This is a genomic window from Micromonospora sp. WMMD730 (assembly GCF_049178955.1).
In the GTDB taxonomy this organism is placed as follows: domain Bacteria; phylum Actinomycetota; class Actinomycetes; order Mycobacteriales; family Micromonosporaceae; genus Micromonospora; species Micromonospora wenchangensis.
On record NZ_JBMHML010000002.1, the window covers coordinates 7,402,507 to 7,427,505 of the forward strand.

26 protein-coding genes and 3 tRNA genes are annotated in these 24,999 nt (G+C 73.0%); 14 read left to right on the forward strand and 15 right to left on the reverse strand.

All coding sequences use genetic code 11. The features are described 5' to 3' along the window. Positions 1 to 60 precede the first annotated feature (60 nt). The 3 genes from ACN265_RS31890 to ACN265_RS31900 are packed head-to-tail and all read left to right on the forward strand — an operon-like array spanning position 61 to position 2,837. Entirely contained in the window at positions 61 to 756 is a 696-nt protein-coding gene (locus ACN265_RS31890) for a response regulator transcription factor (protein ID WP_204925417.1), read from the forward strand. Continuing rightward, positions 749 to 2,188 (forward strand): sensor histidine kinase, encoded by a 1,440-nt coding sequence (locus ACN265_RS31895; RefSeq protein WP_377683624.1) that lies wholly within the window; start codon positions 749 to 751, stop codon positions 2,186 to 2,188. Before ACN265_RS31890 ends, ACN265_RS31895 begins: the two co-directional genes overlap by 8 nt. Positions 2,189 to 2,243: 55 nt before the next feature. After that, entirely contained in the window at positions 2,244 to 2,837 is a 594-nt protein-coding gene (locus ACN265_RS31900) for a hypothetical protein (RefSeq protein WP_420115313.1), read from the forward strand. A 66-nt stretch (positions 2,838 to 2,903) separates the two neighbouring features. Here ACN265_RS31900 and ACN265_RS31905 read toward each other — a convergent pair whose 3' ends face one another. Beyond that, positions 2,904 to 5,183, reverse strand: coding sequence for a hypothetical protein (locus ACN265_RS31905; protein ID WP_421411060.1), 2,280 nt, complete (start codon positions 5,181 to 5,183; stop codon positions 2,904 to 2,906). Between the two features lie 145 nt (positions 5,184 to 5,328). Here ACN265_RS31905 and ACN265_RS31910 point away from each other — a divergent pair, with 145 nt between their 5' ends. Beyond that, positions 5,329 to 6,033, forward strand: coding sequence for a glycosyltransferase family 2 protein (locus ACN265_RS31910; RefSeq protein ID WP_204925630.1), 705 nt, complete (start codon positions 5,329 to 5,331; stop codon positions 6,031 to 6,033). A 25-nt stretch (positions 6,034 to 6,058) separates the two neighbouring features. Here the strand turns inward: ACN265_RS31910 and ACN265_RS31915 are convergent, their stop codons facing one another. After that, entirely contained in the window at positions 6,059 to 6,943 is an 885-nt protein-coding gene (locus ACN265_RS31915) for a transketolase family protein (RefSeq protein ID WP_421411719.1), read from the reverse strand. A gap of 2 nt (positions 6,944 to 6,945) precedes the next feature. Continuing rightward, the gene (locus ACN265_RS31920; RefSeq protein ID WP_421411062.1) at positions 6,946 to 7,668 is read right to left on the reverse strand and encodes a transketolase; all 723 of its coding nucleotides are present in this window, start codon (positions 7,666 to 7,668) and stop codon (positions 6,946 to 6,948) included. Positions 7,669 to 7,713: 45 nt separating this feature from the next. On the opposite strand from ACN265_RS31920, the gene soxR reads away from it, so the two are divergent. Next, positions 7,714 to 8,175 (forward strand): redox-sensitive transcriptional activator SoxR, encoded by a 462-nt coding sequence (gene soxR, locus ACN265_RS31925; RefSeq protein ID WP_204925412.1) that lies wholly within the window; start codon positions 7,714 to 7,716, stop codon positions 8,173 to 8,175. Between the two features lie 40 nt (positions 8,176 to 8,215). Here the strand turns inward: soxR and ACN265_RS31930 are convergent, their stop codons facing one another. Beyond that, positions 8,216 to 9,193, reverse strand: a complete 978-nt coding sequence (locus ACN265_RS31930; RefSeq protein ID WP_421411064.1) for an NAD(P)H-quinone oxidoreductase — start codon at positions 9,191 to 9,193, stop codon at positions 8,216 to 8,218. Positions 9,194 to 9,488: 295 nt separating this feature from the next. On the opposite strand from ACN265_RS31930, the gene ACN265_RS31935 reads away from it, so the two are divergent. Next, positions 9,489 to 9,575: transfer RNA gene (locus ACN265_RS31935), tRNA-Ser, on the forward strand. Positions 9,576 to 9,999: 424 nt separating this feature from the next. Here the strand turns inward: ACN265_RS31935 and ACN265_RS31940 are convergent. From ACN265_RS31940 to ACN265_RS31955, 4 genes are all read right to left on the reverse strand, one after another. After that, complete coding sequence (locus ACN265_RS31940; RefSeq protein WP_421411065.1) at positions 10,000 to 10,410, reverse strand: type II toxin-antitoxin system VapC family toxin; 411 nt, start codon at positions 10,408 to 10,410, stop codon at positions 10,000 to 10,002. Beyond that, positions 10,407 to 10,685, reverse strand: coding sequence for a type II toxin-antitoxin system Phd/YefM family antitoxin (locus ACN265_RS31945; RefSeq protein ID WP_421411067.1), 279 nt, complete (start codon positions 10,683 to 10,685; stop codon positions 10,407 to 10,409). The genes ACN265_RS31940 and ACN265_RS31945 overlap by 4 nt, the downstream gene beginning before the upstream one ends. 90 nt (positions 10,686 to 10,775) lie before the next feature. Beyond that, positions 10,776 to 10,898, reverse strand: coding sequence for a GntR family transcriptional regulator (locus ACN265_RS31950; RefSeq protein ID WP_421411069.1), 123 nt, complete (start codon positions 10,896 to 10,898; stop codon positions 10,776 to 10,778). 9 nt (positions 10,899 to 10,907) lie between these two features. Then, positions 10,908 to 11,129: a GntR family transcriptional regulator gene (locus tag ACN265_RS31955; protein ID WP_421411071.1), complete on the reverse strand. Its 222-nt coding sequence runs from the start codon at positions 11,127 to 11,129 to the stop codon at positions 10,908 to 10,910. 663 nt (positions 11,130 to 11,792) lie between these two features. Here ACN265_RS31955 and ACN265_RS31960 point away from each other — a divergent pair. Then, the gene (locus tag ACN265_RS31960; RefSeq protein WP_421411073.1) at positions 11,793 to 12,074 is read left to right on the forward strand and encodes a hypothetical protein; all 282 of its coding nucleotides are present in this window, start codon (positions 11,793 to 11,795) and stop codon (positions 12,072 to 12,074) included. Here the strand turns inward: ACN265_RS31960 and ACN265_RS31965 are convergent. Further along, complete coding sequence (locus tag ACN265_RS31965; RefSeq protein WP_421411074.1) at positions 12,058 to 12,438, reverse strand: nuclear transport factor 2 family protein; 381 nt, start codon at positions 12,436 to 12,438, stop codon at positions 12,058 to 12,060. The two genes, ACN265_RS31960 and ACN265_RS31965, sit on opposite strands and share 17 nt — an antisense overlap. Before the next feature lie 133 nt (positions 12,439 to 12,571). Here ACN265_RS31965 and ACN265_RS31970 point away from each other — a divergent pair, with 133 nt between their 5' ends. After that, positions 12,572 to 13,105, forward strand: coding sequence for a YbhB/YbcL family Raf kinase inhibitor-like protein (locus ACN265_RS31970; protein WP_363649361.1), 534 nt, complete (start codon positions 12,572 to 12,574; stop codon positions 13,103 to 13,105). A gap of 51 nt (positions 13,106 to 13,156) precedes the next feature. Here the strand turns inward: ACN265_RS31970 and ACN265_RS31975 are convergent, their stop codons facing one another. Then, on the reverse strand, positions 13,157 to 13,867 hold the full coding sequence (locus ACN265_RS31975; RefSeq protein WP_088642340.1) for a class I SAM-dependent methyltransferase: 711 nt from the start codon (positions 13,865 to 13,867) through the stop codon (positions 13,157 to 13,159). A 409-nt stretch (positions 13,868 to 14,276) separates the two neighbouring features. Between ACN265_RS31975 and ACN265_RS31980 the strand changes: the two genes are divergently transcribed. After that, positions 14,277 to 15,974, forward strand: a complete 1,698-nt coding sequence (locus ACN265_RS31980; protein ID WP_421411721.1) for a hypothetical protein — start codon at positions 14,277 to 14,279, stop codon at positions 15,972 to 15,974. An 18-nt stretch (positions 15,975 to 15,992) separates the two neighbouring features. On the opposite strand, the gene ACN265_RS31985 is transcribed toward ACN265_RS31980, so the two are convergent. Beyond that, on the reverse strand, positions 15,993 to 16,772 hold the full coding sequence (locus ACN265_RS31985; RefSeq protein ID WP_421411723.1) for a hypothetical protein: 780 nt from the start codon (positions 16,770 to 16,772) through the stop codon (positions 15,993 to 15,995). A gap of 352 nt (positions 16,773 to 17,124) precedes the next feature. Between ACN265_RS31985 and ACN265_RS31990 the strand changes: the two genes are divergently transcribed. Continuing rightward, positions 17,125 to 18,624, forward strand: coding sequence for a peptide deformylase (locus ACN265_RS31990; protein ID WP_421411077.1), 1,500 nt, complete (start codon positions 17,125 to 17,127; stop codon positions 18,622 to 18,624). A 98-nt stretch (positions 18,625 to 18,722) separates the two neighbouring features. On the opposite strand, the gene ACN265_RS31995 is transcribed toward ACN265_RS31990, so the two are convergent. Next, positions 18,723 to 19,841, reverse strand: coding sequence for a globin domain-containing protein (locus ACN265_RS31995; protein WP_204925401.1), 1,119 nt, complete (start codon positions 19,839 to 19,841; stop codon positions 18,723 to 18,725). A gap of 145 nt (positions 19,842 to 19,986) precedes the next feature. On the opposite strand from ACN265_RS31995, the gene ACN265_RS32000 reads away from it, so the two are divergent. Beyond that, on the forward strand, positions 19,987 to 20,760 hold the full coding sequence (locus ACN265_RS32000; RefSeq protein WP_421411079.1) for a CPBP family intramembrane glutamic endopeptidase: 774 nt from the start codon (positions 19,987 to 19,989) through the stop codon (positions 20,758 to 20,760). Positions 20,761 to 20,827: 67 nt separating this feature from the next. Here ACN265_RS32000 and ACN265_RS32005 read toward each other — a convergent pair whose 3' ends face one another. Next, positions 20,828 to 21,448 (reverse strand): hypothetical protein, encoded by a 621-nt coding sequence (locus tag ACN265_RS32005; protein WP_421411081.1) that lies wholly within the window; start codon positions 21,446 to 21,448, stop codon positions 20,828 to 20,830. An 809-nt stretch (positions 21,449 to 22,257) separates the two neighbouring features. Between ACN265_RS32005 and ACN265_RS32010 the strand changes: the two genes are divergently transcribed. From ACN265_RS32010 to ACN265_RS32020, 3 genes are all read left to right on the forward strand, one after another. Beyond that, positions 22,258 to 22,449, forward strand: coding sequence for a hypothetical protein (locus ACN265_RS32010; protein WP_421411083.1), 192 nt, complete (start codon positions 22,258 to 22,260; stop codon positions 22,447 to 22,449). Between the two features lie 407 nt (positions 22,450 to 22,856). After that, positions 22,857 to 22,947: transfer RNA gene (locus ACN265_RS32015), tRNA-Ser, on the forward strand. A gap of 35 nt (positions 22,948 to 22,982) precedes the next feature. Then, positions 22,983 to 23,055: transfer RNA gene (locus ACN265_RS32020), tRNA-Arg, on the forward strand. 176 nt (positions 23,056 to 23,231) lie between these two features. On the opposite strand, the gene ACN265_RS32025 is transcribed toward ACN265_RS32020, so the two are convergent. Further along, positions 23,232 to 23,903: a hypothetical protein gene (locus ACN265_RS32025; protein WP_421411084.1), complete on the reverse strand. Its 672-nt coding sequence runs from the start codon at positions 23,901 to 23,903 to the stop codon at positions 23,232 to 23,234. Positions 23,904 to 24,106: 203 nt separating this feature from the next. Next, a complete protein-coding gene (locus tag ACN265_RS32030) occupies positions 24,107 to 24,790 on the reverse strand; it encodes a Crp/Fnr family transcriptional regulator (RefSeq protein ID WP_421411086.1) in 684 nt (227 codons plus the stop codon). Between the last annotated feature and the right edge of the window lie 209 nt (positions 24,791 to 24,999).

The following is a 24,999-nucleotide window of genomic DNA, read 5'->3' on the forward strand; positions in this document are numbered from 1 at the left end:
TTACCTGACCCGAACACGGCCGTCCGCACCGCCCGACGCCGGGTCGGTCATCATGGGCCGGTGACCGTCGATGCCACCGCACCACGTGGGCTCGTCCTCGTCGTGGAGGACGAACCGGCCATCGCCGACCTGGTCCGGCTCTACCTGGGCCGGGACGGGTTCGGCGTACACCTGGAACGGGACGGCACCGCCGGGCTGGCCGCCGCCCGCCGGCTGCGCCCGGTGGCCTGCGTCCTCGACATCACCCTGCCGGGCCTGGCCGGCACCGAGATCTGCCGGCGGCTGCGCGAGTCCGGCGACTGGACCCCGGTCATCTTCCTCACCGCCCGCGACGACGAGGTCGACCGGATCGTCGGCCTGGAGCTGGGCGCGGACGACTACGTGACCAAACCGTTCAGCCCCCGCGAGCTGGTGGCCCGGGTCCGGGCGGTGCTGCGGCGGACCGTCGGTGCCCCCGACGGCGCGGACCGTTCCCGCACCGTCGGCCCGGTCACCCTCGACCCGGCCCGGCGTACGGTGCTCGCGGCCGGTGCCCCCGTCCAGCTCACCTCCACCGAGTTCGACCTGCTCGCCCATCTGATGGCCCGCCCCGGCCGGGTCTTCACCCGGGAGGAGCTGCTGGCCGGGGTCTGGGGGTACGCGGCGCACGCCGGCACCCGTACGGTCGACGTGCACGTCGCCCAGGTCCGGGCGAAGCTCGGCGCGGCCAGCGTGATCCGCACCCACCGGGGCGTCGGGTACGCCGCCGATGGCTGAACCCGCCGCGCCGCCGGCCGCCCCCCGGGGTGACACCGCCCCCCGCCGTCGCCGCTCCCTGCACACGCTGACCTCCCGCGCGGTGCTGGTCACCTGCGCGGTGGCGCTGGTGTCGGTCCTGGTCACCGCCCTGGTCGCGGTCCCCCTGGCGGTACGTGGGGTGGAACGTCGCGACCAGGAGGCGCTGGCCGCGCAGGCCCGGCTCGCCGCCGACGTGCTGCGGGTCCGGCCCAGCCGTCAGCGCGACGCGGCCGGCGACCGGCTGATCCGCCAGCTCAAGGACCAGCAGATCGAGGTGTACGTCGTGCAGGGTGGGCTGGCCGACCGCCCCGGCCTGCCCCGGCAGGTGGTGAACCGGATCTCCGCCGGCCGGGACGTCTCCGGTCGCCGGTTCGTCAACGGCCAGCGGACCCTCGTCGAGGGGCGGGCGTTGCCCGGCGGGGAGGGGGTGGTGCTGACCCGGGCCACCCCGCAGGGACCGTGGCGGCAGGTGCTGCGCGCCCTGTGGCTGCCGCTGCTGGCCGGGCTCACCGCCGGGGCGGCGGCCGGGCTGCTGCTCGCCCGTCGACTGGCCCGGCCGATCCGGCACGCCGCCACCGCCGCCGCCCGGCTGCGCGCCGGTGACCGCGCCGTCCGGGTGCCCGTCGAACCCCCCGACGAGGTCGCCGACCTGGCGTACGCGTTGAACGGGTTGGCCGCCGCGCTGGCCACCAGCGAGGGCCGCCAGCGGGAGTTCCTGCTCTCCGTCTCGCACGAGCTGCGCACCCCGTTGACCGCGATCCGGGGGTGGGCGGAGGCGCTCGCCGACGGGGTGATCGGCGCGGACGAGGCGACCGCGACGGGCCGGACCATGCTCGCCGAGGCGCAGCACCTGGACCGGCTGGTCGCCGACCTGCTGGCGCTGGCCCGGCTGGAGGCGGTGGACTTCCCGCTGGAACCGGTGCCGGTGGACCTCACCCGGTTGGCCGCCGACGCCGAACGCACCTGGTCGGAGCGGTGTGCGGCGGTCGGGGTGCCGTTCCGGCTGGAGACGCCGGGCACGGCGGTGCCCGCGTACACCGATCCGGGGCGGATCAGGCAGGTGGTGGACGGGCTGCTGGAGAACGCGCTGCGGGTCGTACCGCCGGGGGCGCCGGTGGTGCTCGCGGTCCGGGCGGCCGGTGCCGGCCCGACCGCCGGTGGGCTGGTCGAGGTCCGCGACGGCGGACCGGGCTTCACCGACGACGACCTGGCGGTGGCCTTCGAGCGGGGGGCGCTGCACCAGCGCTACCGGGGGGTCCGCAAGGTGGGCAGCGGGTTGGGCCTGGCGTTGGCGGCCGGGCTGGTCCGCCGGCTCGGCGGGGAGATCGTCGCCGGGCACGCCGCCGAGGGGGGCGCGGCGTTCACCGTCCGGCTGCCCGCCCGTCCTTACCTGACCCGAACATCGGTCTGACCCCGCCCCCATCCCGTTCGGTGAGGCTGGTGGCATCACGGACGAGAGGACAGTCATGGCACATCGGGGAATCGCCGTCACCGCCACGTCGCTGCTCGCGGCGCTCACACTCGGTGTCGCCGGCTGCGGTACGGCCCAGGTCGCGCAGGACGGCACGAAGGCCGCCGTCGTCGAGGTGGCCGCCGCGCTGGGCGTCGAGGGGCAGGCGTTGGCCGCGCTGGGCCTCGACCCGGTCGAGTTGGACCTGCTCGCCGCGCCCGCCGCGTCGACCACCCCGTCCCCGCAGGCCGGGGCTAAGGGCAAGCGCGGCGAGCGGGTGAAGGAGCTGCGGCAGCGCCGGCAGGCCCGGGTGAAGCTGGGCCGCAACGGCCTGCACGGCGAGGCGGTGGTGCAGACCAAGGACGGCACGAAGACCGTCGTCGTGCAGCGCGGCGAGGTGACCGCGATCGACGGGGACTCGGTGACGGTGAAGTCCACCGACGGTTTCACCCTGACCTGGAAGCTGGGCGACCAGCTCCGGGTGGTCGAGCGGCGGACCACCGTCAAGGCCAGCGACGTGAAGGTGGGCACCCAGGTCAACGTGGCCGGGGCCAAGGACGGGGACGCCAGCGTCGCCCGGCTGATCGTGGTGCCGATCAAGCAGAAGTGACCCGTGGGGGACCGGTCGGGGTCGGCGTGGACCACCACGCCGGCCCCGACGTGTGTTCCCCGGTGCTCAGCGGGCCGGGGGCAGCGCGTAGCCGACGTGGTCGCGGTACTCGATCGTCCAGCCGGCCGGGACGAGCCGGGCGCACTCCGTGCGGGGGCCGGTGCAGACGATCGCGTCGACCGAGGTGGGGTCGGCCGGCGGCCGGTCCGGCAGCACCGACTGCAACGCCACCAGCTCGGGTGACCGGCCGTCGTCGTCGCGCAGCAGCAGCCACCAGGGGTACTCCCAGTTGTCGTTCTGCTGCACCAGGCCGATCCGTCGGGCGTCGCTGGCCCGTACCGCCGAGGCGGCCCAGCGGAACTCGTCGGCCCACTGCGGCCGGCGCAGGAACCGGGTGTCCCACTCGGCGGTGGTGAAGACCGAACCCGCGCCGACCAGCCGGCGGGGAAAGCCGTAGGACAGGGCCAGCACGCCGGCCAGCGCGGAGGTGGCCAGCACGGTCACCACCAGCCCGGCGGCCACCGACCGGCGGCCCGCCCCGGCCCGCCGCCGCAGCACCGCGTCGACCCAGAGCCCCGCCAGGGGTACGGCCAGCACCAGCGCGTACAGCAGCAGCCGGTTCCCCCACGGCTGCCACTTGATCATCGCGGTGTGCAGGACCACCGCGCCCACCACCACCCCCGCGTACGCCCGCAGCGTCCCCGCCCGGCCGGGGCTGATCCGGCGCGGCCGGGCCAGCGCGACGACCGCCCCGAGCAGCGCCAGCGCCCCGGCCAGCGGGAAGGCCACCCGGTCCTCGTCGGGATACCAGGCGGGCACCGGGAAGACCTCCCGGCCGAACGTGATGGCCCGGTCCTGCGGGTCGACGCCGACCGCCCGGGAGCCGTCCATGATGGCCGAGGCGGTGCCGGCGCGCAGCGGGGCCAGCGGGGTGTCGAACGCGGTGTGCCCGATCCGCAGCGCGTTGACCAGCACGGCGGCCGGATCGTGCCGTTCCATCGGGATGGACTCGCGGAGTCGGGGCGGCCCCAACGGGTGGCCGAACTCGGCGGTCTCCCGGGCCAGGAACGGCCCCACCACGGTCGCCGCGACCAGCAGCACCAGCAGCGAACCGCCCACCGTCCGGGCGACCTGCCGGGCCCCGGTCGGCCCCGGCCGGTCCGTCGGTCCGGTCGTCGGGTCCGAGCTGAACCCGCCCGACGCCCGGCCGGCCCGGTCGGGCGTGACCCCGGTGGGGTCGTCCGGAGCGGTCCCGGCGGGGCGGCGGGCCAGCCGGAGCTGGGCCAGGCCCCAGAGCAGCAGCAGTGGCCCGACGGCGATCAGCCCGCTGGTCTTGGTCAGCGCGGTCAGGCCGGTGGCTGCGCCGAGCGCCAGCGCGTCGGTGAGGCCGGCCCGGCGGCGCAGCCCGTCCAGCACCAGGGTGGCGGCGCAGGCGGCCCAGGCGGCGGCGACCAGGTCGGTCTGGGTGCTGGTCGCCTGTAGGGCCACCATCGGCGTGGTGGCGAGCAGGAACGCGGTGACGAGCTGGGCCCGCCGGCCCCCGCCGAGCTGGGCGGTGATCCGGGTGGCCGCGAGCAGGCAACCGATCTCGGCGGCCCACTGCACCAGGTTGTGCAGGGCGTCCCCGCCGGTGAACAGGCGCAGGTGCAGCAGCAGGTATTCGGCCCCGGGCGGGATGGTCACCTGCCGGTGGATGGCGGTGGGCCAGAACTCCAGGCTGCCCTGGGCCACCCAGTGCTCCACCTTCGGCAGGTGGTAGGTCTGCGAGTCGAAGTTGTTCGGCTCGGCCAGCAGCGCCACCACCAGCTCGATCAGCACCACCGCGAGCACCGTGCCGGCGAGCAGCCGTTCGCCCCGGGTCGCCGTACGCCGGAAGTGGGTCAGCCGGTCCGCCCAGCCGGTCAGCAGCGCCGCGACGCCGGCCCGGACGGTGGCCGCCGGGAGCGCCGGGGGCGTCGGAGCGTCGACCGGCGGCGGTCCGGACGCCGCGCCGAGGGTCGGGTCGTCGGCCGGCGGACCGCCCACGGTCGCGCCGACCAGCACCGCCCGCCGGCTGCCCGCGACGGCGGCCCGGGGCGCGGCGGGGTCGCGTCGCCGGCCGACCGCCACCGTGACCCCGGCGACGAAGATCAGCCAGGCCAGGGCGAAGGCGGGCAGGGTGAGCGCGTCGAGGGCGCCCAGCACCTCCACGGTCAGCACGGCGAAGACGCCGGTCAGCAGGGCGGCCCGGACCACGCCGAGACGGTGCGGGGCGACCACCCCGGCGGCCCGGGGGCGCAGGAGGGCGGTGAGTAGCACGAGCGCCGCGACGGGGGCCGCCACGAGCATCCAGCCGGCTGCCGACATGGGCGGAAGTAAACACCATTCCGCGTGGTGACCGGGCGCCGGCCGGGCCGGTGGCGGACATTCGCCGCTGCGGTGGCGACCCTCGCGCGGCTGACCTGCCAGGCTAGGCTATGCCCGACTCACTGTCGCCACCGTGGAGATTCCCGTGAAGCTCTCGATCCTCATGCCGGTCTACAACGAGGAAGAACGCATCGCGGATGCCCTCAAGCAGGCATTGGCGGTCGATTACCCGTGCGAGATCGAGCTGGTCGTGGTGGACGACGGCAGCCGGGACGGCACCGGGGAGATCCTCGGCCGGGCGGACGACTCCCGGCTGCGGGTGATCACCCACCCACGTAACGCGGGCAAGGGCGCGGCCATCAGGACGGCCGTGGACAGCGCCGAGGGTGAGTACATGGTCATCCTCGACGCCGACCTGGAGTACGACCCGCAGGACATCCCCCGGCTGCTCGCCCCGGTGCTCGACGGGCGGGCCACGGTGGTCTACGGCAACCGCACCTTCGGCAGCCACAGCGCCTACAGCTTCTGGTACGTGATGGGTAACAAGGGCGTCACGATGGCGGCGAACGTGCTGTTCAACTCCTACATCGGCGACCTGGAGACGTGTTTCAAGCTGATGCCGGTCGAGCTGTACCGGTCGTTGGGCATCCGGTCCCGGGGTTTCGGGATGGAGGCGGAGGTGACCGGCAAGTTGTTGCGTCGCCGTATCCGCCCGTACGAGGTGCCGATCAGCTACCGGGCGCGCGGGCGCGAGGAGGGCAAGAAGATCACCTGGAAGGACGGGGTCGAGGCGATCTGGATCCTCGGCCGGGAACGCACCCGCCGTCGTCCCGCCCGCACGCCCCGCTGACCCGTCCCTCCCGGTCAGCCCACGGTCATCCCGCCGGGGTCAGGAAACCGTCGACCGCCCGGCGTAGCCCGGCCGGATCGAGGCCGTGCCACCGGTCGTGGTCCTCGGCGGTCCCGTAGCGCCGCAGTTCCGCCCGACCCACCCCGAGGCTGAGCAGCCGGTGCGGCCGGTCGGCCAGCGCCTCGGCCACCACCCGCGTCGAGGTGCCGGCCAGGTAGGGCTCCACCACGATCACCTCGGTTGCGGCCAGCGCCCGCAACCCGGTCACGTCGAACGGCCGGGGCCGGTGCGTGTAGGCCACCGTCACCGGCAGGTCGGCCACCGCCGCGAGCGCGGCGTCGAGCACCGGACCGACCGCCACCAGCAGCGCCGCGCCCGGCCCGGCGTCGCGGACCACCTGCAACCCACCCGCCTGCGGGTACGCCAGCGCGTTGCTCTGTAGGGACAGCCGCAGGTAGGTCGAGTGCTGCCCGCAGACCGCGTCGCGGAGCAGGTCGGGCACCTCGTCGGGGTGGCCGGGCACGTGCACGGTCCAGCCGTCGAGGGTGTCGATCAGGGCGACGTCGGCCGGGGCGAGGTGCGTCCGTCCGGCCTCCGCCCGGTCGTACGACGCGCCGATGCTGACCAGCACCGCACCGACGCCCTGGTGGTCGAGGTCCAGCTTGATCTGCTCGTACGCCCGCTCGACGAGGAACGGGGCGTAGCTGTGCACGATCGGGCGCTGCCCGGCGAGGGCGAGCCCACCGGCCACCCCGACCATCAACTGTTCCCGGATGCCCACGTTGACGACCTGGTCCGGATACCGTCGGCCCGCCTCGGTGAAGGCGTCGGCGGAGATGTCGGCCAGCACGATCGTGGTCCGAGGGTCGTCGAGGAACCGGGTGGCGCTGGCGACGAAGGTGTCCCGCATGGTCATGACCGGCTCCCCGGGGTCGGTCCGTCGACCGCGACGACGACGTGGGGGCGGTGGCCGTCGTGGCCGGTGAGGGCGGCGTGCAGGGCGTCGTGGTCGTGCCCGTCGACGGTGGCGGCGGTCCAGCCGTTGACGGTGAACCGGCTGGCCACCCCGGCCGGCCAGCCGTGACTGGCCGACGAGTTGTCGACCACGATCGCGGTGAGCCCGGCCAGGCCGGTGGCCCCGGCGTACGCGATCGCCTCGTGGTTGGAGCCCTCGTCGAGTTCGGCGTCGCCGAGCAGGACGTACACCCGGGGGGTGGTGCGGCCCTGGGCGCGTAGGCCGAGCGCGGTGCCGACGCCCAGCCCGAGGCCGTGGCCGAGGGAGCCGGAGCCGATCTCGACGCCGGGGACCAGGGTGCGGTCGGGGTGGCCGCCGAGCCGGCTGTCGGGCCCGCCCGCGTCGTCGAGCCAGTCGACGGGGATGAACCCCTTGGCGGCGAGTACGGCGTAGTAGCCCGCCACGGCGTGCCCCTTGGAGAGCAGGAAGCGGTCCCGGTCCGGGTCGTCGACGGTGGCCGGGGTGATCCGTAGCACCCGGTCGTAGAGCACCCAGTGCACGTCGACGGTGGAGTACACGTTGGCGTCGTAGTGGCGGCCGGCGCGGAGGCGTTCCAGCGGCGCGACGACGGGGGCGGGCAGGGCGTGGCCCGGCGGATGGGTTGCGGTCGCTGTGGTCATGTGGCTAGCGTGCTACTTGAAGTTAACTTCAACTCAAGGGCAGTGATGCACGAGTCACTCACCATCGGTCAGCTCTCCGCGCGCAGCGGGGTGGCCCAGTCGGCGCTGCGCTACTACGAACGCCTCGGGCTGATCCACGCCGAGCGCACCGGCGGCAACCAACGTCGCTACGCCCGCACCGAGCTGCGTCGGGTGGCGTTCATCCGGATCTCCCAGCAGGTCGGCATCTCGCTGGAGGAGATCCGTGCCGCGCTGGACTCGCTGCCCTCGTCCCGTGCCCCCAGCCCCGACGACTGGGCCGCCCTCTCCCGCACCTGGCGGGAACGGCTGGACGAACGGATCAAGCTGCTCGGCAAGCTCCGCGACGACCTCGACGGCTGCATCGGCTGCGGCTGCCTGTCGTTGCAGCGCTGCACCCTCTACAACCCGGGCGACACGCTGGCCGGCGAGGGCCCCGGCGCCCGCCTGGTGCTGCCCCGCCGGGACGGCCCGCGCCCGCCGACCTGAGCGTCCCCCGGGCCTGCGCCCGGTGTGGCCCGGCCGGTCGTCACCCGGTGGTGAGCAGCACCTTGCCCACGTGGTCGCTCGACTCGACCAGCCGGTGCGCCTGCGCGGCGTCGCGCATCGGCAGCCGCCGGTCCACGATCGGCCGGACCGCGCCCGCCTCCACCAGCGGCCACACCTGCTCCCGTACGCCCCGGACGATGTCCGCCTTGTCGGCCAGCGGGCGGGAGCGCAGCGCGGTCGCCGCCACCGACGCCCGCTTCGCCAGCAGCGCGCCCAGATCCAGCTCCGCCTTCCGGCCGCCCTGCATGCCGATCACCACCAGCCGGCCGCCGTCGGCAAGCGCCGCCACGTTCCGGCCCAGGTAGGACGCGCCCATGATGTCGAGGATCACGTCCGCACCCCGGCCGTCGGTGACCCGCCGGACCTCCTCGACGAAATCCTGCTCGCGGTAGTCGATGGTGTGCGCGGCACCCAGCTCGCGCAGCCGGTCGTGCTTGGCCCACCGGGCGGTCACCAGCACCGTCGCGCCCAGCGCCGCGCCGAACTGCACCGCGAACGTGCCGATCCCGCTCCCGCCGCCGTGCACCAGCAGTGTCTCGCCCCTGCCCAGGTGGGCCACCCGGATCAGGTTCGACCAGACCGTACAGGCCACCTCGGGCAGCGCGGCGGCGTCGACCGGGTCGACACCGGCCGGCACCGGCAGCAACTGCCCGGCCGGCACGGCGACCCGCTCGGCGTACCCGCCGCCGGCCAGCAGCGCGCACACCGGCTGACCCACCGCCCACCCGGTCACCCCCGCGCCGAGCGCGCCGATCACCCCCGAACACTCCAACCCGGGGTACGCGGGCGCGCCCGGCGGCGGCGGATACTGCCCCTGCCGCTGGAGCAGGTCGGCCCGGTTCACCGCGCTGGCGGTCACCTCGACGACCACCTCACCCGCACCGGGCTCCGGGTCGGGCACCTCCGCCCAGACGAGCGCGTCGGGTCCACCGGGTTCCGGGATCGTGATCGCGTGCATGGCCCAGTCTTACCCGATCCGGGCCGGGAACCACGCCCGGCCGACGAGAAGCGCCATGTGGGCAGGTCCGGCCGGCAATATCCACCGGCCGTCGCCGTGGGCGGTCCACCGCTCGCCCACGACGGCCGGAATTTCGGCCACAGTGGACCATCCGGGTGAGGTCACGCTGGTCATGCCAGGGATCAAGGACCCCTCTCCGGTACGCCGAACCCCGCCCGACGGCGATGGGCCGGCTCGTCCGGACGCGGTTCGTGGCAGACTAGGCACGGGCCGCGCACCCCCGGGTGGCGGTTCGGGAGGGTTCGCCTAGTGGCCGATGGCGCTGGTCTTGAAAACCGGTAAGGCAGCGATGTCTTCGTGGGTTCGAATCCCACACCCTCCGCGTCCTGAGCCGCAGAAATGCCCCCTGACCAGTGCGGACGTCGGCAGGGGGCGCGTCTATATATCGCGAGCAAGCCTCACTTCGTCTCGCTTGGTACTGCCGTGTCTCACTGGTTGTGTCGTCTACGTGTCGGCGTTCTCCGGCCCTTCGGTCGGCTCGGTGCCTAGCGCTCCCTCGATCCGCTTCCGAGCGACCTCGTCCTGTCCGTCGATGCACGGGACGTAGATCTTGAGCAGCGCATGCACGCTGTGCCCGGCCCACTGGGCGACCTGAGTAGTCGGCACTCCGGCGTTGCCAGGTCGGCTAAGTCCCCGGTCATGGCGCGAAATGTAACTGCGTATGAGTTATATTTAAGCTTGTCGGGTTACATTTGGCGCGTGTCGTACGGAGGGCCGGAATCCGTACCGGGGCGGGGACTCGTAGGTCAGTTCTGGCCGGGGCTCGCGGTGGGTAGTCCTGCTTCCTTGGCGCATTCGAGGAGCCGTCGGTCGTAGGTGACGAAGGCGGTGAGTGCCGTGCCGGATTCGTTGGTCAGAACGTGGGCGGTGGCCAGGTGGATGGCGTCGAGGCTGCGGAGCGTCGGTTCGGTGAACGCCGCTGCGGTCGCCCGGATCGTGCTGTCGATCTCCAGCCGGAACAGCCGTCCGACTGCGGCCGGCACTCCGATCAACGCCTGCGGAGCTGACCGGCGCAGCGCTCTGGGCACTTCCACCTCGACGAGGGTGGAGGAGACCAGCGGGACGTCGTCGTGCGCGTTGAGCCAGGAGACGAGGTCGGTGCTGTACTCCTCCTGTCGGACCAGCTTGACGACGGCGGCGGAATCGAGATAGATCACCAGCGCTCCTCGTCGCGCATCGCGGCGAGCGAGGCGGCCGCGTCCACGTTCTCGTCACCGAGCTTCGGTGGAAGCGGCACCGAGCCAGTGCCGGTGGGGGCGACGGCTCGCCCTGCGGCTACCAACTTGGCTAATACTGACCTATCGTCACCTACCGGGACAAGTCGGGCGATCGGATGGCCTCGATCGGTGATCTCCACTGTCTCGCCGCCACTCACCCGAGCCAATACCTGGCTCGTGTTCTGGTTCAGCTCCCGGACACCGATGCGCTCCATGCATCCGATTGTAGAACCAGATGTTCTACCCTTCCAGCTTCCGGCGTCATCTGGACTACCCCGTGCCGAACATGCGGGACACAATCCAAGCTACGTCTCCCTGCGGTTCTCGGTGACGTACGTGCCGCGCTGGGGCATGGTCATGACCAGCCCGCGTTCCCGTAGCAGGGCGATCGCCGCACGGACCGTGCCGCGCGAGAACTGGTCGACCATTGCTCCAACCTAGTCGCCCTCGCTCACGTACACCCCGGCACCGGCCCGGCCGACCGTGAGCCCTCGTTCCCGGGTGAGTTCCAGGGCGCGCTGGATGGTGGACACGCTGACGGAGTACAGGTCGGCCAACTCCCGTAGGGACGGCAGCTTGGAGCCCTGCGGGTACTCCCCGGCGCGGATGCGGGTGGTCAGGTCGTCGGCGATCTGGCGTGAGGACATGGGGATGGGCATGGTGGATCTCCGGATGTCCGGTACCTGGTTGGCCTGGCCAGTAGATCACGACACGCCGGTCACCCTGGTCTCTCCTTGCCTAGTGGCCACATAGTGACCTAGGTTGTCGGGGCGGGTATCCCTCCCTGGTTGGCGCCTGGCCGTGATGCCCCTGCCGGGCTGGGGTGGCTCCCGTGCCACCTCAGCCCGGCCTCCGTCTCCACAGCACCACCGGCTGAGGAATCTCCAGGGACCAACGTCCGCACGATGGCCCGCTACCGGCCGGCAGAAGGATCGGATACTCATGCTGCGTTCGTTGATCACACGTGCCCTGCGACGGCTGGCTGGTCGTCCGGGTGCCTCCCCGCCACTGGATCGCACCGGACCGGCCACCGCGTATCCGAATCAGACCGGCGCGTGGGCTCGGGTCCGGAGTGCGTCGCCGCAGCCCTACCCACACGCCGCCCGTGACGACTGCCCCTGCCGGCTGGCGGCCGTCCGTCGGGGTGCGGTGGATGCGCGCAGCGGAGTGCCGCTCCTGGTCCAGTCCGCGTGGGACTGCCTGGACCACCACCGCCACAGCCGGTGCGGCAGGTGTACCGAGGGTGGCTTCTGCCCGTTGGTCGAGGCCGCCCGTGCCCGGATCAGGGCGTGGCGCAGACTACGTCACGTCCGGGGCCTTCGATGAACGCGCCGCTGCCGGAGGCCGGCGAACTGGTGTACGTCACCCGCGCCGCCAACGTGCAGTTCGTCAAGCCGATCTGGTGCCGGGTCATCCGGGTGCTCAACTGGATCACCTACGACGGGTGGTGCTGGCTGGACGTCTACCAACTGGACGCCAGGGGCGATGCGGTCGCTCGTCGGTCGATCTTCGTGCAGCCCGCGAAGCTGGACAGGAAACAACCGGTGACAGCCGCGCTGCGTCCAGCGAGCAACCCAGATAGCTCGGTCAGGGGGCGGGGCTGAGGTGGGCGGCGAGGATGCGCCAGCCGTACCCGTCGTCGTAGGCCCAGGTGCGGGTGTAGCGCAACTGCGCCGCGAACGGCTCCCCCGCGAAGGTGCCGCTGACCCGCCCCCGGAAGAACGTCACCCCGGTCGTCCCGGCCACGATCAGCTCCAGCTCCTCCTCGACCAGCTCGTCGAGCACCGAGGTGCCGCTGCGGTGGGCGGCCAGGTCGTCGGACTTGCCGAAGGTACGACCGTCCGGCCCGACGGCGATCAGGCGGTCGTCGAGCAGGGCGTCGAGCGCGGCCACGTCGCCGGCCCGCTGGGCGGCCTGGAGGCGGCGCTCCGCCTCCAACAGTTCCGCCTCACGTTCGGTGTCCTGCATGCGCCCTCCCGGTCGTCCGCCGCCTCCCCTCATTCTGGCGGCCCGACGGTGCGCGGTGCTTCCGGTTCGTCGTGCCGGCCCGGCGGGGTAAGAAGGGGCAGAGGAAAACGCGTACACCGGAAGGACCTTCCCGATGACCCTGGAACGACCGATCGCCCCGGACCCGTACGAGCTCCTGCCGACCGTCTCGTCGTTCGACCTGACCAGTGACGACGTGCACAACGGCGAGCCTATGGAGGCCCGGTACGCGCACGGCAGCACCGGTGGCGAGAACGTCTCCCCGCACCTGGCCTGGTCGGGCTTCCCGGCCGGGACGAAGAGCTTCGTGGTGACCTGCTTCGACCCGGACGCCCCGACCGGCAGCGGCTTCTGGCACTGGGTGCTGGTCGACGTGCCGGCCTCGACGACCAGCCTGCCGACCGGCGTACGGGAGGCGGACCTGGGCGGCGCGTTCAGCGTCCGCAACGACTACGGCGACACCGGCTACGGTGGCGCGGCCCCGCCGCCGGGCGACCGCCCGCACCGGTACGTCTTCGCCGTGCACGCGGTCGACGTCGACACGCTCGGCGTCGGGCCGGACGCCAGCCCCGCGTACGTCGGCTTCAACCTGGCGTTCCACACCCTGGCGCGGGCGGTCATCAGGCCGACGTACCAGATCAAGGAGTGACCGGTGGCCCGCCGGTCCCGCGCACGCGGGGCCGGCGGGCGGGCGGTGTCCTCAGCCGGGCACCCGGGCGACGGCGAAGACGGACTGGCCGAACGGCGGCCGGACGAGCTGCTCGGCGGCCTTGGTGGCGGGCAGGACGAGGGTGTCGTACACCTTGACCATCGGGCCCTCCTTCGGCATCAGCCGGAAGACCTTGGTGGCCATGAAGTAGCCGATCAGGCCGAGGGCGTTGGCGTAGTGCATCGTCTCGACCCGCAGCCCGGCCGCGGTCATCGCGTCGCCGAGGGTCTTCTTGGTGTAGCGGCGCACGTGGCCGGTGGCGATGTCGGCGGGGCCCATCGCGAACTGGAACGCCGGCACGATGATGATCACGGCACCGCCGGGCCGGACCAGGTCGCGCATGCTGCGCAGCGCGCCCACGTGGTCCTCGATGTGCTCCAGCACGTTGTACGACACGGCCGCGCTGTAGTCGCCGCCCCCCGGGTGCGGCAGCAGCATCTCGCGGACCTCGATGGTCGGCTCGTCGACCAGCCGCTCCTTGAGCAGGATGAGCCGGTCCGGGTCGGCCTCGGTGGCGGTGAACCGGGGCACGTGCCGCGCCCACTCCAGGGCGTAGTCGCCCAGGCCGCTGCCGATCTCGATCGGGTCGTCACCGAGGTGGGGCACCGCCAGTTCGACGAACCACCGACGGTGGTTGACCGCGGTGGCCAGGCCCTCCAGAACCTCTGCCTGGACGCGCTGGTCCCCAAGGATTTCTGCCATGCGTCGATTCCTCACGATATGACTGACCCGCGCCTGGACCGACAGAGTGAATCATCCGCGTCAGGGGCGGAGGAAACGGGGCACTGTGAAGGCCGAAATGTGGTCGGGGGAGGGCACGTGATCGGCGGTCGGCGAACCCGGCACATAGTACGGCAGTACCCGAAACATGTCACGTGACCGCCATAGGCCAACTACGCTCTGAATTGCTATGACTACTGGCGAATCGGAGCGCGGGACCGGTCGATCCGACGTCGGGGACGCCGGACCGACACCGGTCCGGCGGGTCGTCCGGCGGCGCCGGCGGCGGGTGCTCCCGGCAGCCCGTGCGCCGCGTGCCGGGCCGCCGGCACCGGCCCGTCCGTCGGCCGCCGGGTGGCGGTGGGACGCGTTGGCCGTGGTCAGCTACCTGATGCTGGCGTTCTGGGTGACCGCCCGGTTCTGGCGCGACCCGGCGGCCGGGGTACGCGACAACCGGTCGGACCAGGCGCAGTTCGAGTGGATGATGGCGCACGGCGCGCGGGTGGTCACGGAATGGAGCTATCCGTTCGCCTCGGACCGGATGAACGTGCCCGACGGCGTCAACCTGATGGCGAATACCTCGGTATTATCCGTCTCAATCCCGATGACCCCGGTCACTGTCCTCTTCGGGCCGCACTGGTCATTTCTTGTCTTTCTCACCCTCGGAATGGCGGCCACCGGCACCGCCTGGTACTTCTTCCTGTCCCGGATGGTCACCCGATCCCGGGGGCCGGCCTGGCTCGGCGCGGCCTTCTGCGCGTACGCCCCGGCGATGGTGTCGCACGCCAACGCCCACCCGAACATCGCCTCCCAGTTCGTCGTCCCACTGATCATCTGGCGCACCCTGCGGCTGGCCGAGGAGGGCCGGTGGCTGCGCAACGGACTCCTGCTCGGCCTGCTGATCGTCTGGCAGGCCTTCCTCAACCTGGAGATCCTGCTGATGACCGCGATCGCCCTGGCCGTGGTGGTCGGTGCCCTCGCCATCGGCCGACCGCCGCTGCGCGCGGCGGCCCGACCGTTCCTCGCCGGCCTCGGCGTGGCCGCGCTGCTGTCCGCCGTGCTGCTCGCCTACCCGCTGTACGTGCAGCTCTTCGGGCCGGGTTCCTACCACGGGCTGTCCCGGCTGATCCGGGGTTACCGCACCGACCTGGGCGCGTTCGTCGGCTGGTCGCGGGAGTCGCTGGCCGGGGACGCCCGGTCCGCCGATCCGCTGGCCCGCAACCCCACCGAGGAGAACGCCTTCTTCGGCTGGCCGCTGGCCGTGCTGACGGTCGCCCTGGTCTGGTGGCTGCGGCGCAGCGCCCTGGTGGTCGGCCTGGCCGGCCTCGGGCTGCTCTTCGCCGTCCTGTCGCTGGGTCGGGAGGTGCAGCTCAACGGGCGTGACACCGGCGTCCCCGCCCCCTGGGCACTGCTGGAGGACCTGCCACTGCTGCACTCCGTGGTGCCCACCCGCTGGTCGCTGGCGATCACCCCGATCGTCGGGGTGCTGCTGGCCCTCGGCGCCCAGCGGGCCCGCGACCTCGCCCGCCGGCATCCGGCCGCCCGCCGGCAGATCCGATTCGCCACGGTGACCGTCCTGCTGATGGCCCTGGTGCCGCTGCTGCCGACCCCGCTGCCGGCGACCCGGCTCGACCCGGTGCCGCAGTTCGTCACCGACGGCGGCTGGCGGCCGTACGTGGCGGGAGGGCGCAGCGTGGTCACCCTGCCGCTGCCCGACAACACCTACGCCGAACCGCTGCGCTGGTCGGCCCGGACCGGGTTGGAGATGCCGCTGGCCCGGGGCTACTTCCTGGCCCCCGACACCCGGCCGTGGTCGCCCGAACCGGACGCCGCCCTGTTCACCGCCCCCTACCGGCGGACCAGCAACTTCTTCGGCGGGATCGCGCGGACCGGCACCGTCGGGCCGATCACCGACGCCGACCGGCGGGCCGCCGTGACCGACCTGCGCTACTGGCGGGCCGGTGTGGTGATCCTCGGCCCGCACCGGCACGCCGACGCGTTGCGTCGGGCGATGACCGCGCTGACCGGCATCACCCCCGTGCAGACCGGCGGGGTGTGGCGGTGGGACGTCCGGTCGCTCACCGGGTGAACCCGCCGGGGTGCCGGGTCAGGCCGTGCGGACGCAGCAGCCCTGGCAGACCTTCGGGCTGGGCAGGGTGAACGCCAGGCAGCAGGTGCGCCGCTGCACGGTCGGCTCGCCGCCCCGGCCGGGCACCAGCTCGACCAGGTCGGCCACGCCGAGGGTGCCGAGCAGGGTGTCGATGGTGGTCACCGACGGGCCGGGCAGGACGTCCGCCGCGCGCAGGATGCCGTGCGCGATCCCCGAGGCCACCGAGCCGAGCAGGGTACGCGCACCGACCCGCACCTCCGCCTGGATCGCGGTGATCATCGGGGCGAGGTGGGCGTCGAGCAGCGAGGAACGCAGGAGACCGAGCAGCTCGGCCTCGTCGGCGGCGACCTGGACGCCGGGCTGGCCGGCGAGGGCGAGCGGGTCACCGGGCAGCACCGCGACGGTCGTCGAGCGGTGCAGGCCCATGGTCAGCAGTTGCCGGTGGTCCTCGAAGTGGATCAGCACGTCGGCCGGGTCGAGCAGCGGCACCCGGCGGGCCGAGGCCCAGCCGAGCACCACCGGCAGCGCCGTCCAGTAGCTGTAGGACTTCCAGGCCAGCGCGGCGCAGGCGTGCGGGGTGCCGCCCCAGCGGCGGGCTGCGGCGCGCAGGAACTCCGGCATCCGGGTGCCGTCGACGAGGGTGGTGGCCGGGCTCCAGCCGAGGTCGTCGGTGACCACCAGGCCGGGCGCGAGGCCGGGCAGCACGTCGGTGCCGAACATGGCGCGCAGGGTGGCGGTGACCGGGGCGAGTCGGTCGGCGAGATCCTGGCCGGGCAGCACCGCCGTCATCCGGACCCCCTCCCGTCCCGCTCGGCCCGCCACGGGTGGTGGCGGTCTCCTCGGCCACTCCGGTGCCGGAGGGGTCGTCCGTGAAACTACGTCCGCGAAGCTAAGGCTAGCCTAACCATGCCCGGGTGCTGAGGGAAGTCTCTGCGGAGGTGGATCGGGAGGCCGGGATCACGATGTCCGTCCCGTCGGTACGGATCGGCCCGGTTCGGCTACTACCCGGCCGAACGCGGGGAAAACGCGGGCGATGTCAAGGCATATGTCGGCAACGTGCCAGTTCGGTACAGGGCGATGGGAAAAACGTGAAGACTTGTCATCCCGGCTGCGCTGCGTGAGGAAGCTGATGACGACCTCTCCCCTGGAGCGGGCCGCCGATTCGTTCGCGGCGGAACTCGCCCGGCACCGGACGGGGCGAGGGCTGACCAAGAAACAGCTCGCCACCATGATGGGCTTCGACCCGTCGTACGTGAGCCACGTCGAGGGGCGACGACACCGGCCCACCGAGGACTTCGCCCGCCGCGCCGAGGCCGTCCTCGACGCCGGGGGCGTCATCTGGCAGCGGTTCCGCGAGTACGACCAGCTCCGCCACACCCGCGCCACCCCCGGCCACCGCGAACCCGCACCCCCCGGCCGCTGGCTCCCCCCGGGCACCGGGCTCGTCGTCGAACGGGAGACCGCCACCCTCACCCTGGTCGACGGCACCTACCGGTGCGTGATCCGCCGCCGGCTGCACAACGCCGGCACCGAACCGGTCACCCGCTATCTCGTCCGGGTCGCCGTCGACAGGTGGCCCGACGACCCCGGCCGCTCCAACCGGCACCACCGCGAACACCCGCTGACCTTCGCCGAGCTGCGCTTCCGCGCCGTCCACCACGACGACGGCGCCCGCGAACCGATGCACTGGCGGGTCCGCCACGACCGGGACGCGTACAAGGAGATCTGGCTGCTGTTCGAGAACGCCGACGGACGGTTCCCGCTGCACCCCGGCGAACGCGCCGAGGTCGAGTACGCCTACCGGGTCGGCCGGGTCAAGTGGGGCCCCTGGTTCCAGCGGGCCGTCCGCCTGCCCACCCGGCACCTCGCCGTACGACTGGACCTCCCGGCGGCCCTCGACCCCCGGGTGTGGGGGGTGGAGACCTCGCTGTCCGCCGACGAGGGACCGCTGCGCACCCCGGTCCGCCGGCACGACCGGGGAGACCGGGTGGTCTTCGACTGGTCCACCGACGACCCGCCGCTCAACACCCGCTTCCGCCTCCAGTGGCGGTTCCGGCGGGAAGCCGTCGAGACGCCCCCCGTACCGACCCGACCGGCCGACCGGATGCGCGCCCTCGGCGTGCTGCCCCCCGAGGCCACCCCGCCCGGCCGACCCGCCCGCCCCCTGCACCTGCCCCGGGAGGCCGCCACCGCCCGTGAGGTGGCCGACCGGCTCACCGACCTGCTGGCCCGGGCCGAGGAGGTGCACCCGCTCAGCACCGGCACGGGCCTCGCCGCCCCGCAGATCGGCTTGGACGTCGCGGTCGCCGTGGTCCGCCCCGCCGACCGGGCCGCCCCGCCGGTCGTCCTGGTCAACCCCCGGGTGGTCGGGGAGAGCCCGGAAACCGTCGAACAGTACGAAGGCTGCCTCGCCGCCGCCGACCACCGTGGCCTGGTGGCCCGGCCGCTGCGCATCGAGGTCGAACACGCCCGCGCCGACGGCAGCCGGATGATCACCTCGTTCGCGTACGGGATGGCCCGGTTGGTCGCCCACGAGATCGACCACCTCGACGGCCGGGCCTGGACCGACCGGATGGCCCCCGGCGTGCCGCTGGTCCCCGTCGAGGAGTACCGCGAGAGCAACGCCTGAACCCTGCCCCGGACGCCGATCCGGGTGGGCACGGAGGGGACCGGGGCGCGTGCCCCAGGGGGCGGGGGCACGCGCCCCGGTTCGGGGGGAGTAAAGCTCTACAGGTTGCCGAACGTGTCGTACCGGATGTGCTGCGGCGGTACGTCGTCCTCGGCGAGCGCCCGCAACGTCGCCCGGACCATCGCGGCCGAACCGGAGACGTAACAGTCGTGCGACGTCCACGGGCCGTACCGGGCCACCACGTCGGGGACGTCCCCGCGCTCACCGGCGAAATCCGGGTCGTCGCTGCACGACGGGGTCACCGACAGCCACGGGTGGACGGCGACCAGCTCCTCCAGACCGGCCAGGCCGTACAACTCGTCGGCGTGCCGGGCACCGTAGAAGACGTGCACCCAGCGGGCCCGGTTCCAGCCCGCCAGCTCCTCCACCATCGCCTTCACCGGGGCCAGGCCGACCCCGCCGGCCACACAGAGGATGTCCCGCCCGGAATCCCGGTCCACCGTCATCGAGCCCATCGGGGCGGCCACCCGCAGCAGGTCACCCGGCTTGGTCCGGCGCACCAACGCCCCGGAGACCCAGCCCGCGCCGGCCGGCGTACGGACGTGGAACTCCAGCACGTTGTCGTCGTTCGGGGCGTTCGCCACCGAGTACGTCCGCCACACCCGGGGCAGGTGCCGGGGCACCTCGACGCTGACGTACTGGCCGGCCTTCCAGACCAGCGGATGCTGGAGGGCGCGGACGGTCAGCACGGCGGTGTCGCCGCCGTACCGCTCGTGGGTGAGCACCTCCGCGTGCCAGTACGGCGGATTCTCGTCCGACTCCGCACCGGCCAGCATCGTCGCCGTGATCGCCGCGTACGCGTCCCGCCACGCCTGGTCGTACTCCAGGTTCCAGCCGTCACCGGCGGTGGTACGCAGCGCGTCGAGCAGCGCCACCCCCATCGTCGCGTAGTGCGCGGCGTCGACGTGGTACTTGCGGTGGTCCCGACCCAGCGAGCGCAGATACTCGTCGAAGCTCTCCGGGTCGTCCATCACCTGGGTGGCGGTGACGATCGCGTCCAGGATCCGGTCGCCCTGGCCGGTCATCTCCGCCGGGAACAGCCGGCGCAGCTCCGGATCGAGCAGGAACAGCCGGGCGTAGAAGCGACCGCTCAGCCGGTCCCGGTCCTCCTCGACCAGGGTCCAACTCTCCTTCAGCAGCCGAGCGAAGTTGTCCACGGGGGGCGGTCCTCCTCCTGACGGCGGATCGGGCACCGATAGAATGTCCACGGAGCGTGTGCACCGGTCGCACAGAATGTGCGATCGGCTCATCTGGGCCCACCGGCCGGTGCGATCGAGCCACCCCGTCGGGCAGAGTGGTGCGGTGACCGTTGAGCAGCACACCCGCCCGGAGTCCAGGCGGGTCCTCGGCACCGAGACCCTGCTGGTCCTCGGCCTGTCACTCGGACAGTCGGCCGTCTACGCCGTGGTGTCGCTGACCGCGAAACTGACCGCCGACGGGCCGCTGTCGAAGCAGACCGCCTCGCTCAACACCTCGCAGTCCGCCCGGCCCTGGCTCGACCTGACGTACCAGCTGCTCGGCATCGCCTTCGCGCTGCTGCCGGTGCTGCTCGCCGTACACCTGCTGGCGCGCGACCCCGGCGACCCGGCGCGGACCCTCGGGGTGGACCTGCGACGGCCCGGGTCCGACCTGGCCCGGGGCGCCGGGCTCGCCGCACTGATCGGCCTGCCCGGCCTGGCCCTGTTCTGGGCGGCGGCGCAGCTCGGCGTCAACGCCACCCTGGTCCCCGCCGGCCTGCCGCCGCTGTGGTGGGCGGTGCCGGTGCTGGTCCTCGCCGCCGTGCAGAACGCCGTGCTGGAGGAGGTGATCGTGGTCGGCTACCTGGTCACCCGGCTGCGCCAACTCCAGTGGCGAATCGGCGCGGTCATCGTGACCAGCGCGTTGCTGCGCGGCTCGTACCACCTCTACCAGGGCTTCGGCGCGTTCGTCGGCAACGCCGTGATGGGCGTCGTGTTCAGCCTGTTCTACCTGCGCACCCGGCGGGTGATGCCGCTGATCGTGGCGCACACCCTGCTCGACGTGGTCGCCTTCGTCGGGTACTCGCTGCTGCCGAAGGACTGGTTCGACTGGCTCTGACCGTCGCTGTCCCCGCTGCGTCGCCGGTCGCCGCTGCGTCGCCGGTTGCCGCCGCTCGGCGGGCGGCCTAGCTGCCGGTACGGGCGGGCCGGTAACTGGCCACCGCGCGGGCGGCCAGCAGGTCGGTCGCCGCCGCGTCACCCGCCGCCGTCGCCAGCACCGCCGCCCCCGGCAGCAGCCGGGCCGCCAGCCGGAGCGCGGCCCAGCCACCGGCCTGCGCGGCCAGCGGAGCTGCCAACCGCCACGCGGCCTCCGCCGCACGCGGCCACGGCCCGTCACCGGGCCCGTCCGCCGCCCGCGCCGCGTCCAGCGCGGCACGGGCACTGTCCGCGTCCGGGTGCACCCGGGTCAGCACCAGCAACTCCACCGCCCGCTCCGGGTCGGCCGGGTCCCGGCCGTACGCCGCCGCCACGTGCAGCACCAGCGCCGACTGCGTCCAGAGCACCACCGCCAGCTCGGCCAGCGGCGCGAACAGCCCGGCCACCGCCGCCGTCGCCCCACCCACCCCGGCCCACCTGACGAACCGCCGGGTGGCCAGCCGGGCCAGCCCGTCCGGACCGGCGTCCGGGTACGCCTCGCGCAGCCCGCGCGCCCACTCCCGGGCCTGCGGCCCGATCCCCTCGACGGCCGCCAGGGCCAGCAACTCCGGCGCGAACCCCGGATGGGCCAGCAGCCGGGTCCGGATCACCGCCAGATCCAGGCGTCCCGCTGCCGCGCCGTCCGGGCCCGCCGCCGTTACGGCGGGGGCGCTGGTGGCGGCGGTCGGGGTGCCGACGGGGTCCGGGCCGGCAGGCGGACGCTGCGTGGTGGTCGGGGTGTGTTCCGTGGCGGGGGTGGTGGTCGGTTCGGGGGTGGGTTCCGCTGGCGTCTTGTTCGAGGGCGCCTTCTTCGGTGGGGTCGCCCGCGTGCGGGGCGCAGAACGGCGGGGGGCCGGGGTGGTCGACGCCGTCGTCGCCTTTCGCGCGGTCCGCTTCCGGGAAGGGGCGACCGGTTCTGGTTCTGTGCCCTGCGCCGTCGGTTCTGTGCCCTGCGCCGTCGGTTCTGTGCCCTGCGCCGTCGGTTCTGTGCCCTGCGCCGTCGGTTCTGTGCCCTGCGCCGTCGGTTCTGTGCCCTGCGCCGTCGGTTCTGTGCCCTGCGCCGTCGGTTCTGTGCCCTGCGCCGTCGGTTCTGTGCCCTGCGCCGTCGGTTCTGTGCCCTGCGCCGTCGGTTCTGTGCCCTGCGCCGTCGGCGCGGCCGCTGCCGTCGGTGTGTCCGTTTCCATGGGAGCGGCCGTGACTGCCTGCGACGGACCGGCCGTTTCCGGCGGTGTGTCTGATTCCGGTGGAAGGGTTGTTGTTGCCGCCGGTGGGGGTGTTTCCGGTGGTGCGGTCGCGGTGGGGATGGCGGCCTCGTCGGGTGCCAGTTGTCCGGGGGGTGAGTCGGTGGTGCCGGCGACCGCGCCCGTCGCCCGTTTGCGGGGGGTACGCCGCGCGGCCGGCGTCCGCGCGGTGGTGGGCTGTGCTGGTGCTGGTGCTGGTGCTGGTGCTGGTGCTGGTGCTGGTGCTGGTGCGGTGGCCTGCGTCGCCGTGCTGGCGCCGGGTGCCGGTGCGTCGTCCGTGCCGGACGGCGCCGGTGCCGTCGGCGGGTCGTCCGGCGCGCCGGACGGCGAGGCTGCCGGCCGACCCGCGGCCGGACGGCGGGGTCGGGTGACAGCCGCCGGTGGTGGTACGGGTGACTCGGCGGCAGGGGGTTGGAACAGCACAGCCGGCGCCGCCTTCGTCGGGCGGGTCCGCTTCGGCCGGGGCGTCGCGTCATCGTCGGAGGGCTGCGGCTGCCGGGGCGGTGCGGGCGGCGGCGTGAAGGTCGCCTCCGGCGAGCGGCGACGTGCCCGGTCGCTGGCGGGGCGGCGGGGCGGGTCGCTCGGCGGCTGCTCCTGCATGGAACAGGAGCGTAGCCGCGAACGTGACCTCGCACACGCGGGAATACGCCGCGTGGGGCGATGCGGCGGCGCCCCCGGCGCGGCCCCCACCAGGGATTGCCGCCCGTCGGGATAGTCGCTTTGCCCAGGGTGGGGGCGGACCTGTATCCTCGTCCGCGGTGGTCCGCAGGGTCACCGAGGAGACTTCGCCTAGTCTGGTCTATGGCGCCGCACTGCTAATGCGGTTGGGGTCTTAAAGCCCCTCCCGGGTTCGAATCCCGGAGTCTCCGCGCAAAACCGGTTGTGTAGACTGGTCGAGCACCGGGCGCCCGTAGCTCAATGGATAGAGCATCTGACTACGGATCAGAAGGTTAGGGGTTCGAGTCCCTTCGGGCGCACAAGATCATAAGGGGTCTGACCTGCCGAAAAGGCGGTCAGGCCCCTTTATGCTTCTGTCCCTTGTGGTCGGTTGGGTGCTCGGTGGGTGCTCGTGCGACGAGGATCCCTCACGTCCGGTCCTATCCGACGCGTCGCTGCCGGGTCCAGGCGCGTCTGTGGCGTCGGGCCCCTGCCGTCAGTGCGGTTGCTCGTCATCCTCCTCGTAGCTGCCGCCAAGGTGCGGTTCCGGCCCGCTGTCTTCCTCGTCGTGGTGCAGCAGGTCGTCCAGGTCGGGTGATCGATAGCCGCTGGAGCGGCTGGTCGGCGTCGGCCGTACCGACTCCGTGGTGTCCTCCAGTAGTTCGGCCAGTTCCTCTCCGAGCATTATCGTGACCGCGCCGATCGCGGTGCCGGTCACGGCCGCCGCGACGATCCGCCCGGTCAGGATCTGCTTCTTGTGGACCGCCTCGGGCACTGGGCCGCGTGGCGGCAAATGAACCCAGGCCTTGCCCTCGAACTTGTCGGTCCGTACGTCGATGCGGTGGAAGGCACCGGCATCCAGCGCGGCGTAGCCGGCATCCACCACATCCCTGTGGAGATCGTCAGCGACCGCGAGCGCCAGATCACCGCCGTTGTGCTTGGCCAGCTCCTTGCGTAGCACGTCTGAGTCCACGATCCGGCACGCTGCGACCACCGCCCTGCCCACGTAACCGGTACGCCCCTCGTGCACCACTCCTTGCGTGAGCGCTGCCCGCAGCCGGACCGGCGCGTCGGTCCTACTGTTGGCCCGGTGCAACGCCTGCCGCAGACCGAGAACCAGCTCGGGAATCACCTTCGGCTCGTCGACGTCCGGCAGCACCAGCAGCATCCCGTCACCCCGGTCCTGTCGCAGCGTCGCCCGGATCGAGACACGGGCCCGGGTACACGCCGACCGCACCACCGACTCGATCCGTTCCTGGGCACTGAGCTGGGACTCGTTGCCCAGCCTGCTGTAGCCCTCCATGTCGACGACCAGGCAGAGTCGGCGACGTCCCGCAGCGGTCGGCATGGCTCCTCCCTCTCCGATCCCCGTCAGCCAGCCTCACCGAGGCTGAACATCTGCAGGCCCGCGTCGTCACGAACCACGATCTCGCGGTACGCCGACGCGATCAGCCCGCGCCGGCGCAACTCGCCCAGCGCCCGCTGCACGCTCGGTTCCGATATCCCGGCCATCGCGGCGAGATCGGTCTGACTCAGCGGCACGTCGATGGCCCGCCCATCCGGCACGTCCCGTCCGTACCTGGAGGCCAGATAGGCGAGCAGCCGGGCCAGCCGTACCACCGCCGACGAGCCACCGGCGTCGATGCGCAGCCGGGTGGCCTGCCGCAGCTTGGCCACGACACTTTTCTGCACGGCCCGCGCGGCGTCCGGCCGATCCCGCAGGAAGTCGTCGAAGGCGGTCCGTCCGATCACCCGTACGGTGCTGACCGTGCACGTCACGACGGTCGCCGACCGCCGACCCGCGTCCAGCGCGGCCAGCTCACCGACGATGTCACCGGCGACCCGGAGCGCCAAGAGCGCGGTCCGCCCGTCGTAGGTGTCACCGAAGACCTTCGTCGACCCCGCGGTGATGACGAAGACGTCCTCGCCGGTGCTGCCCTCGCGAATGATCGTCTGACCACGGCCCAGGGGGCGCCCGGTGCCGAGCCGCAACAGAGCTGCGCGATCGGTGTCGGTCAGCGCCGCCAGCAGAGTGCCGGCCGGCCAGGTGTCCATCAGGCCGCCCCGCAGCTCGGTGTCGTCCGGTCCACAGCCGAGCCTAGGAGCCCGGGCACGCCCGCGGCAGAGCCGGTCGGTGGATGTCGGCGGGCGACCGGACGGGCCGGGCTGCGGTGTTCGGACAAGCCTGGGTCGCTTGTCCGGCAGTGTCTGTCGCGCTTCGACGTCCAATGCAGACCCGATTCGTGGATGGCGAGGGGATGACC

What these genes read in the sequence shown, in the direction of transcription:
- ACN265_RS31895 (WP_377683624.1), top strand. Translation starts at nt 749, where the DNA reads ATGGCTGAACCCGCCGCGCCGCCGGCCGCCCCCCGGGGTGACACCGCC.
- ACN265_RS31900 (WP_420115313.1), top strand. Translation starts at nt 2,244, where the DNA reads ATGGCACATCGGGGAATCGCCGTCACCGCCACGTCGCTGCTCGCGGCG.
- ACN265_RS31905 (WP_421411060.1), bottom strand. Translation starts at nt 5,183, where the DNA reads ATGTCGGCAGCCGGCTGGATGCTCGTGGCGGCCCCCGTCGCGGCGCTC.
- ACN265_RS31915 (WP_421411719.1), bottom strand. Translation starts at nt 6,943, where the DNA reads ATGCGGGACACCTTCGTCGCCAGCGCCACCCGGTTCCTCGACGACCCT.
- ACN265_RS31920 (WP_421411062.1), bottom strand. Translation starts at nt 7,668, where the DNA reads ATGACCACAGCGACCGCAACCCATCCGCCGGGCCACGCCCTGCCCGCC.
- soxR (WP_204925412.1), top strand. Translation starts at nt 7,714, where the DNA reads ATGCACGAGTCACTCACCATCGGTCAGCTCTCCGCGCGCAGCGGGGTG.
- ACN265_RS31930 (WP_421411064.1), bottom strand. Translation starts at nt 9,193, where the DNA reads ATGCACGCGATCACGATCCCGGAACCCGGTGGACCCGACGCGCTCGTC.
- ACN265_RS31945 (WP_421411067.1), bottom strand. Translation starts at nt 10,685, where the DNA reads ATGGAGCGCATCGGTGTCCGGGAGCTGAACCAGAACACGAGCCAGGTA.
- ACN265_RS31950 (WP_421411069.1), bottom strand. Translation starts at nt 10,898, where the DNA reads ATGGTCGACCAGTTCTCGCGCGGCACGGTCCGTGCGGCGATCGCCCTG.
- ACN265_RS31955 (WP_421411071.1), bottom strand. Translation starts at nt 11,129, where the DNA reads ATGCCCATCCCCATGTCCTCACGCCAGATCGCCGACGACCTGACCACC.
- ACN265_RS31960 (WP_421411073.1), top strand. Translation starts at nt 11,793, where the DNA reads ATGAACGCGCCGCTGCCGGAGGCCGGCGAACTGGTGTACGTCACCCGC.
- ACN265_RS31965 (WP_421411074.1), bottom strand. Translation starts at nt 12,438, where the DNA reads ATGCAGGACACCGAACGTGAGGCGGAACTGTTGGAGGCGGAGCGCCGC.
- ACN265_RS31970 (WP_363649361.1), top strand. Translation starts at nt 12,572, where the DNA reads ATGACCCTGGAACGACCGATCGCCCCGGACCCGTACGAGCTCCTGCCG.
- ACN265_RS31975 (WP_088642340.1), bottom strand. Translation starts at nt 13,867, where the DNA reads ATGGCAGAAATCCTTGGGGACCAGCGCGTCCAGGCAGAGGTTCTGGAG.
- ACN265_RS31980 (WP_421411721.1), top strand. Translation starts at nt 14,277, where the DNA reads ATGCTGGCGTTCTGGGTGACCGCCCGGTTCTGGCGCGACCCGGCGGCC.
- ACN265_RS31990 (WP_421411077.1), top strand. Translation starts at nt 17,125, where the DNA reads ATGACGACCTCTCCCCTGGAGCGGGCCGCCGATTCGTTCGCGGCGGAA.
- ACN265_RS32025 (WP_421411084.1), bottom strand. Translation starts at nt 23,903, where the DNA reads ATGCTGCTGGTGCTGCCGGACGTCGACGAGCCGAAGGTGATTCCCGAG.
- ACN265_RS32030 (WP_421411086.1), bottom strand. Translation starts at nt 24,790, where the DNA reads ATGGACACCTGGCCGGCCGGCACTCTGCTGGCGGCGCTGACCGACACC.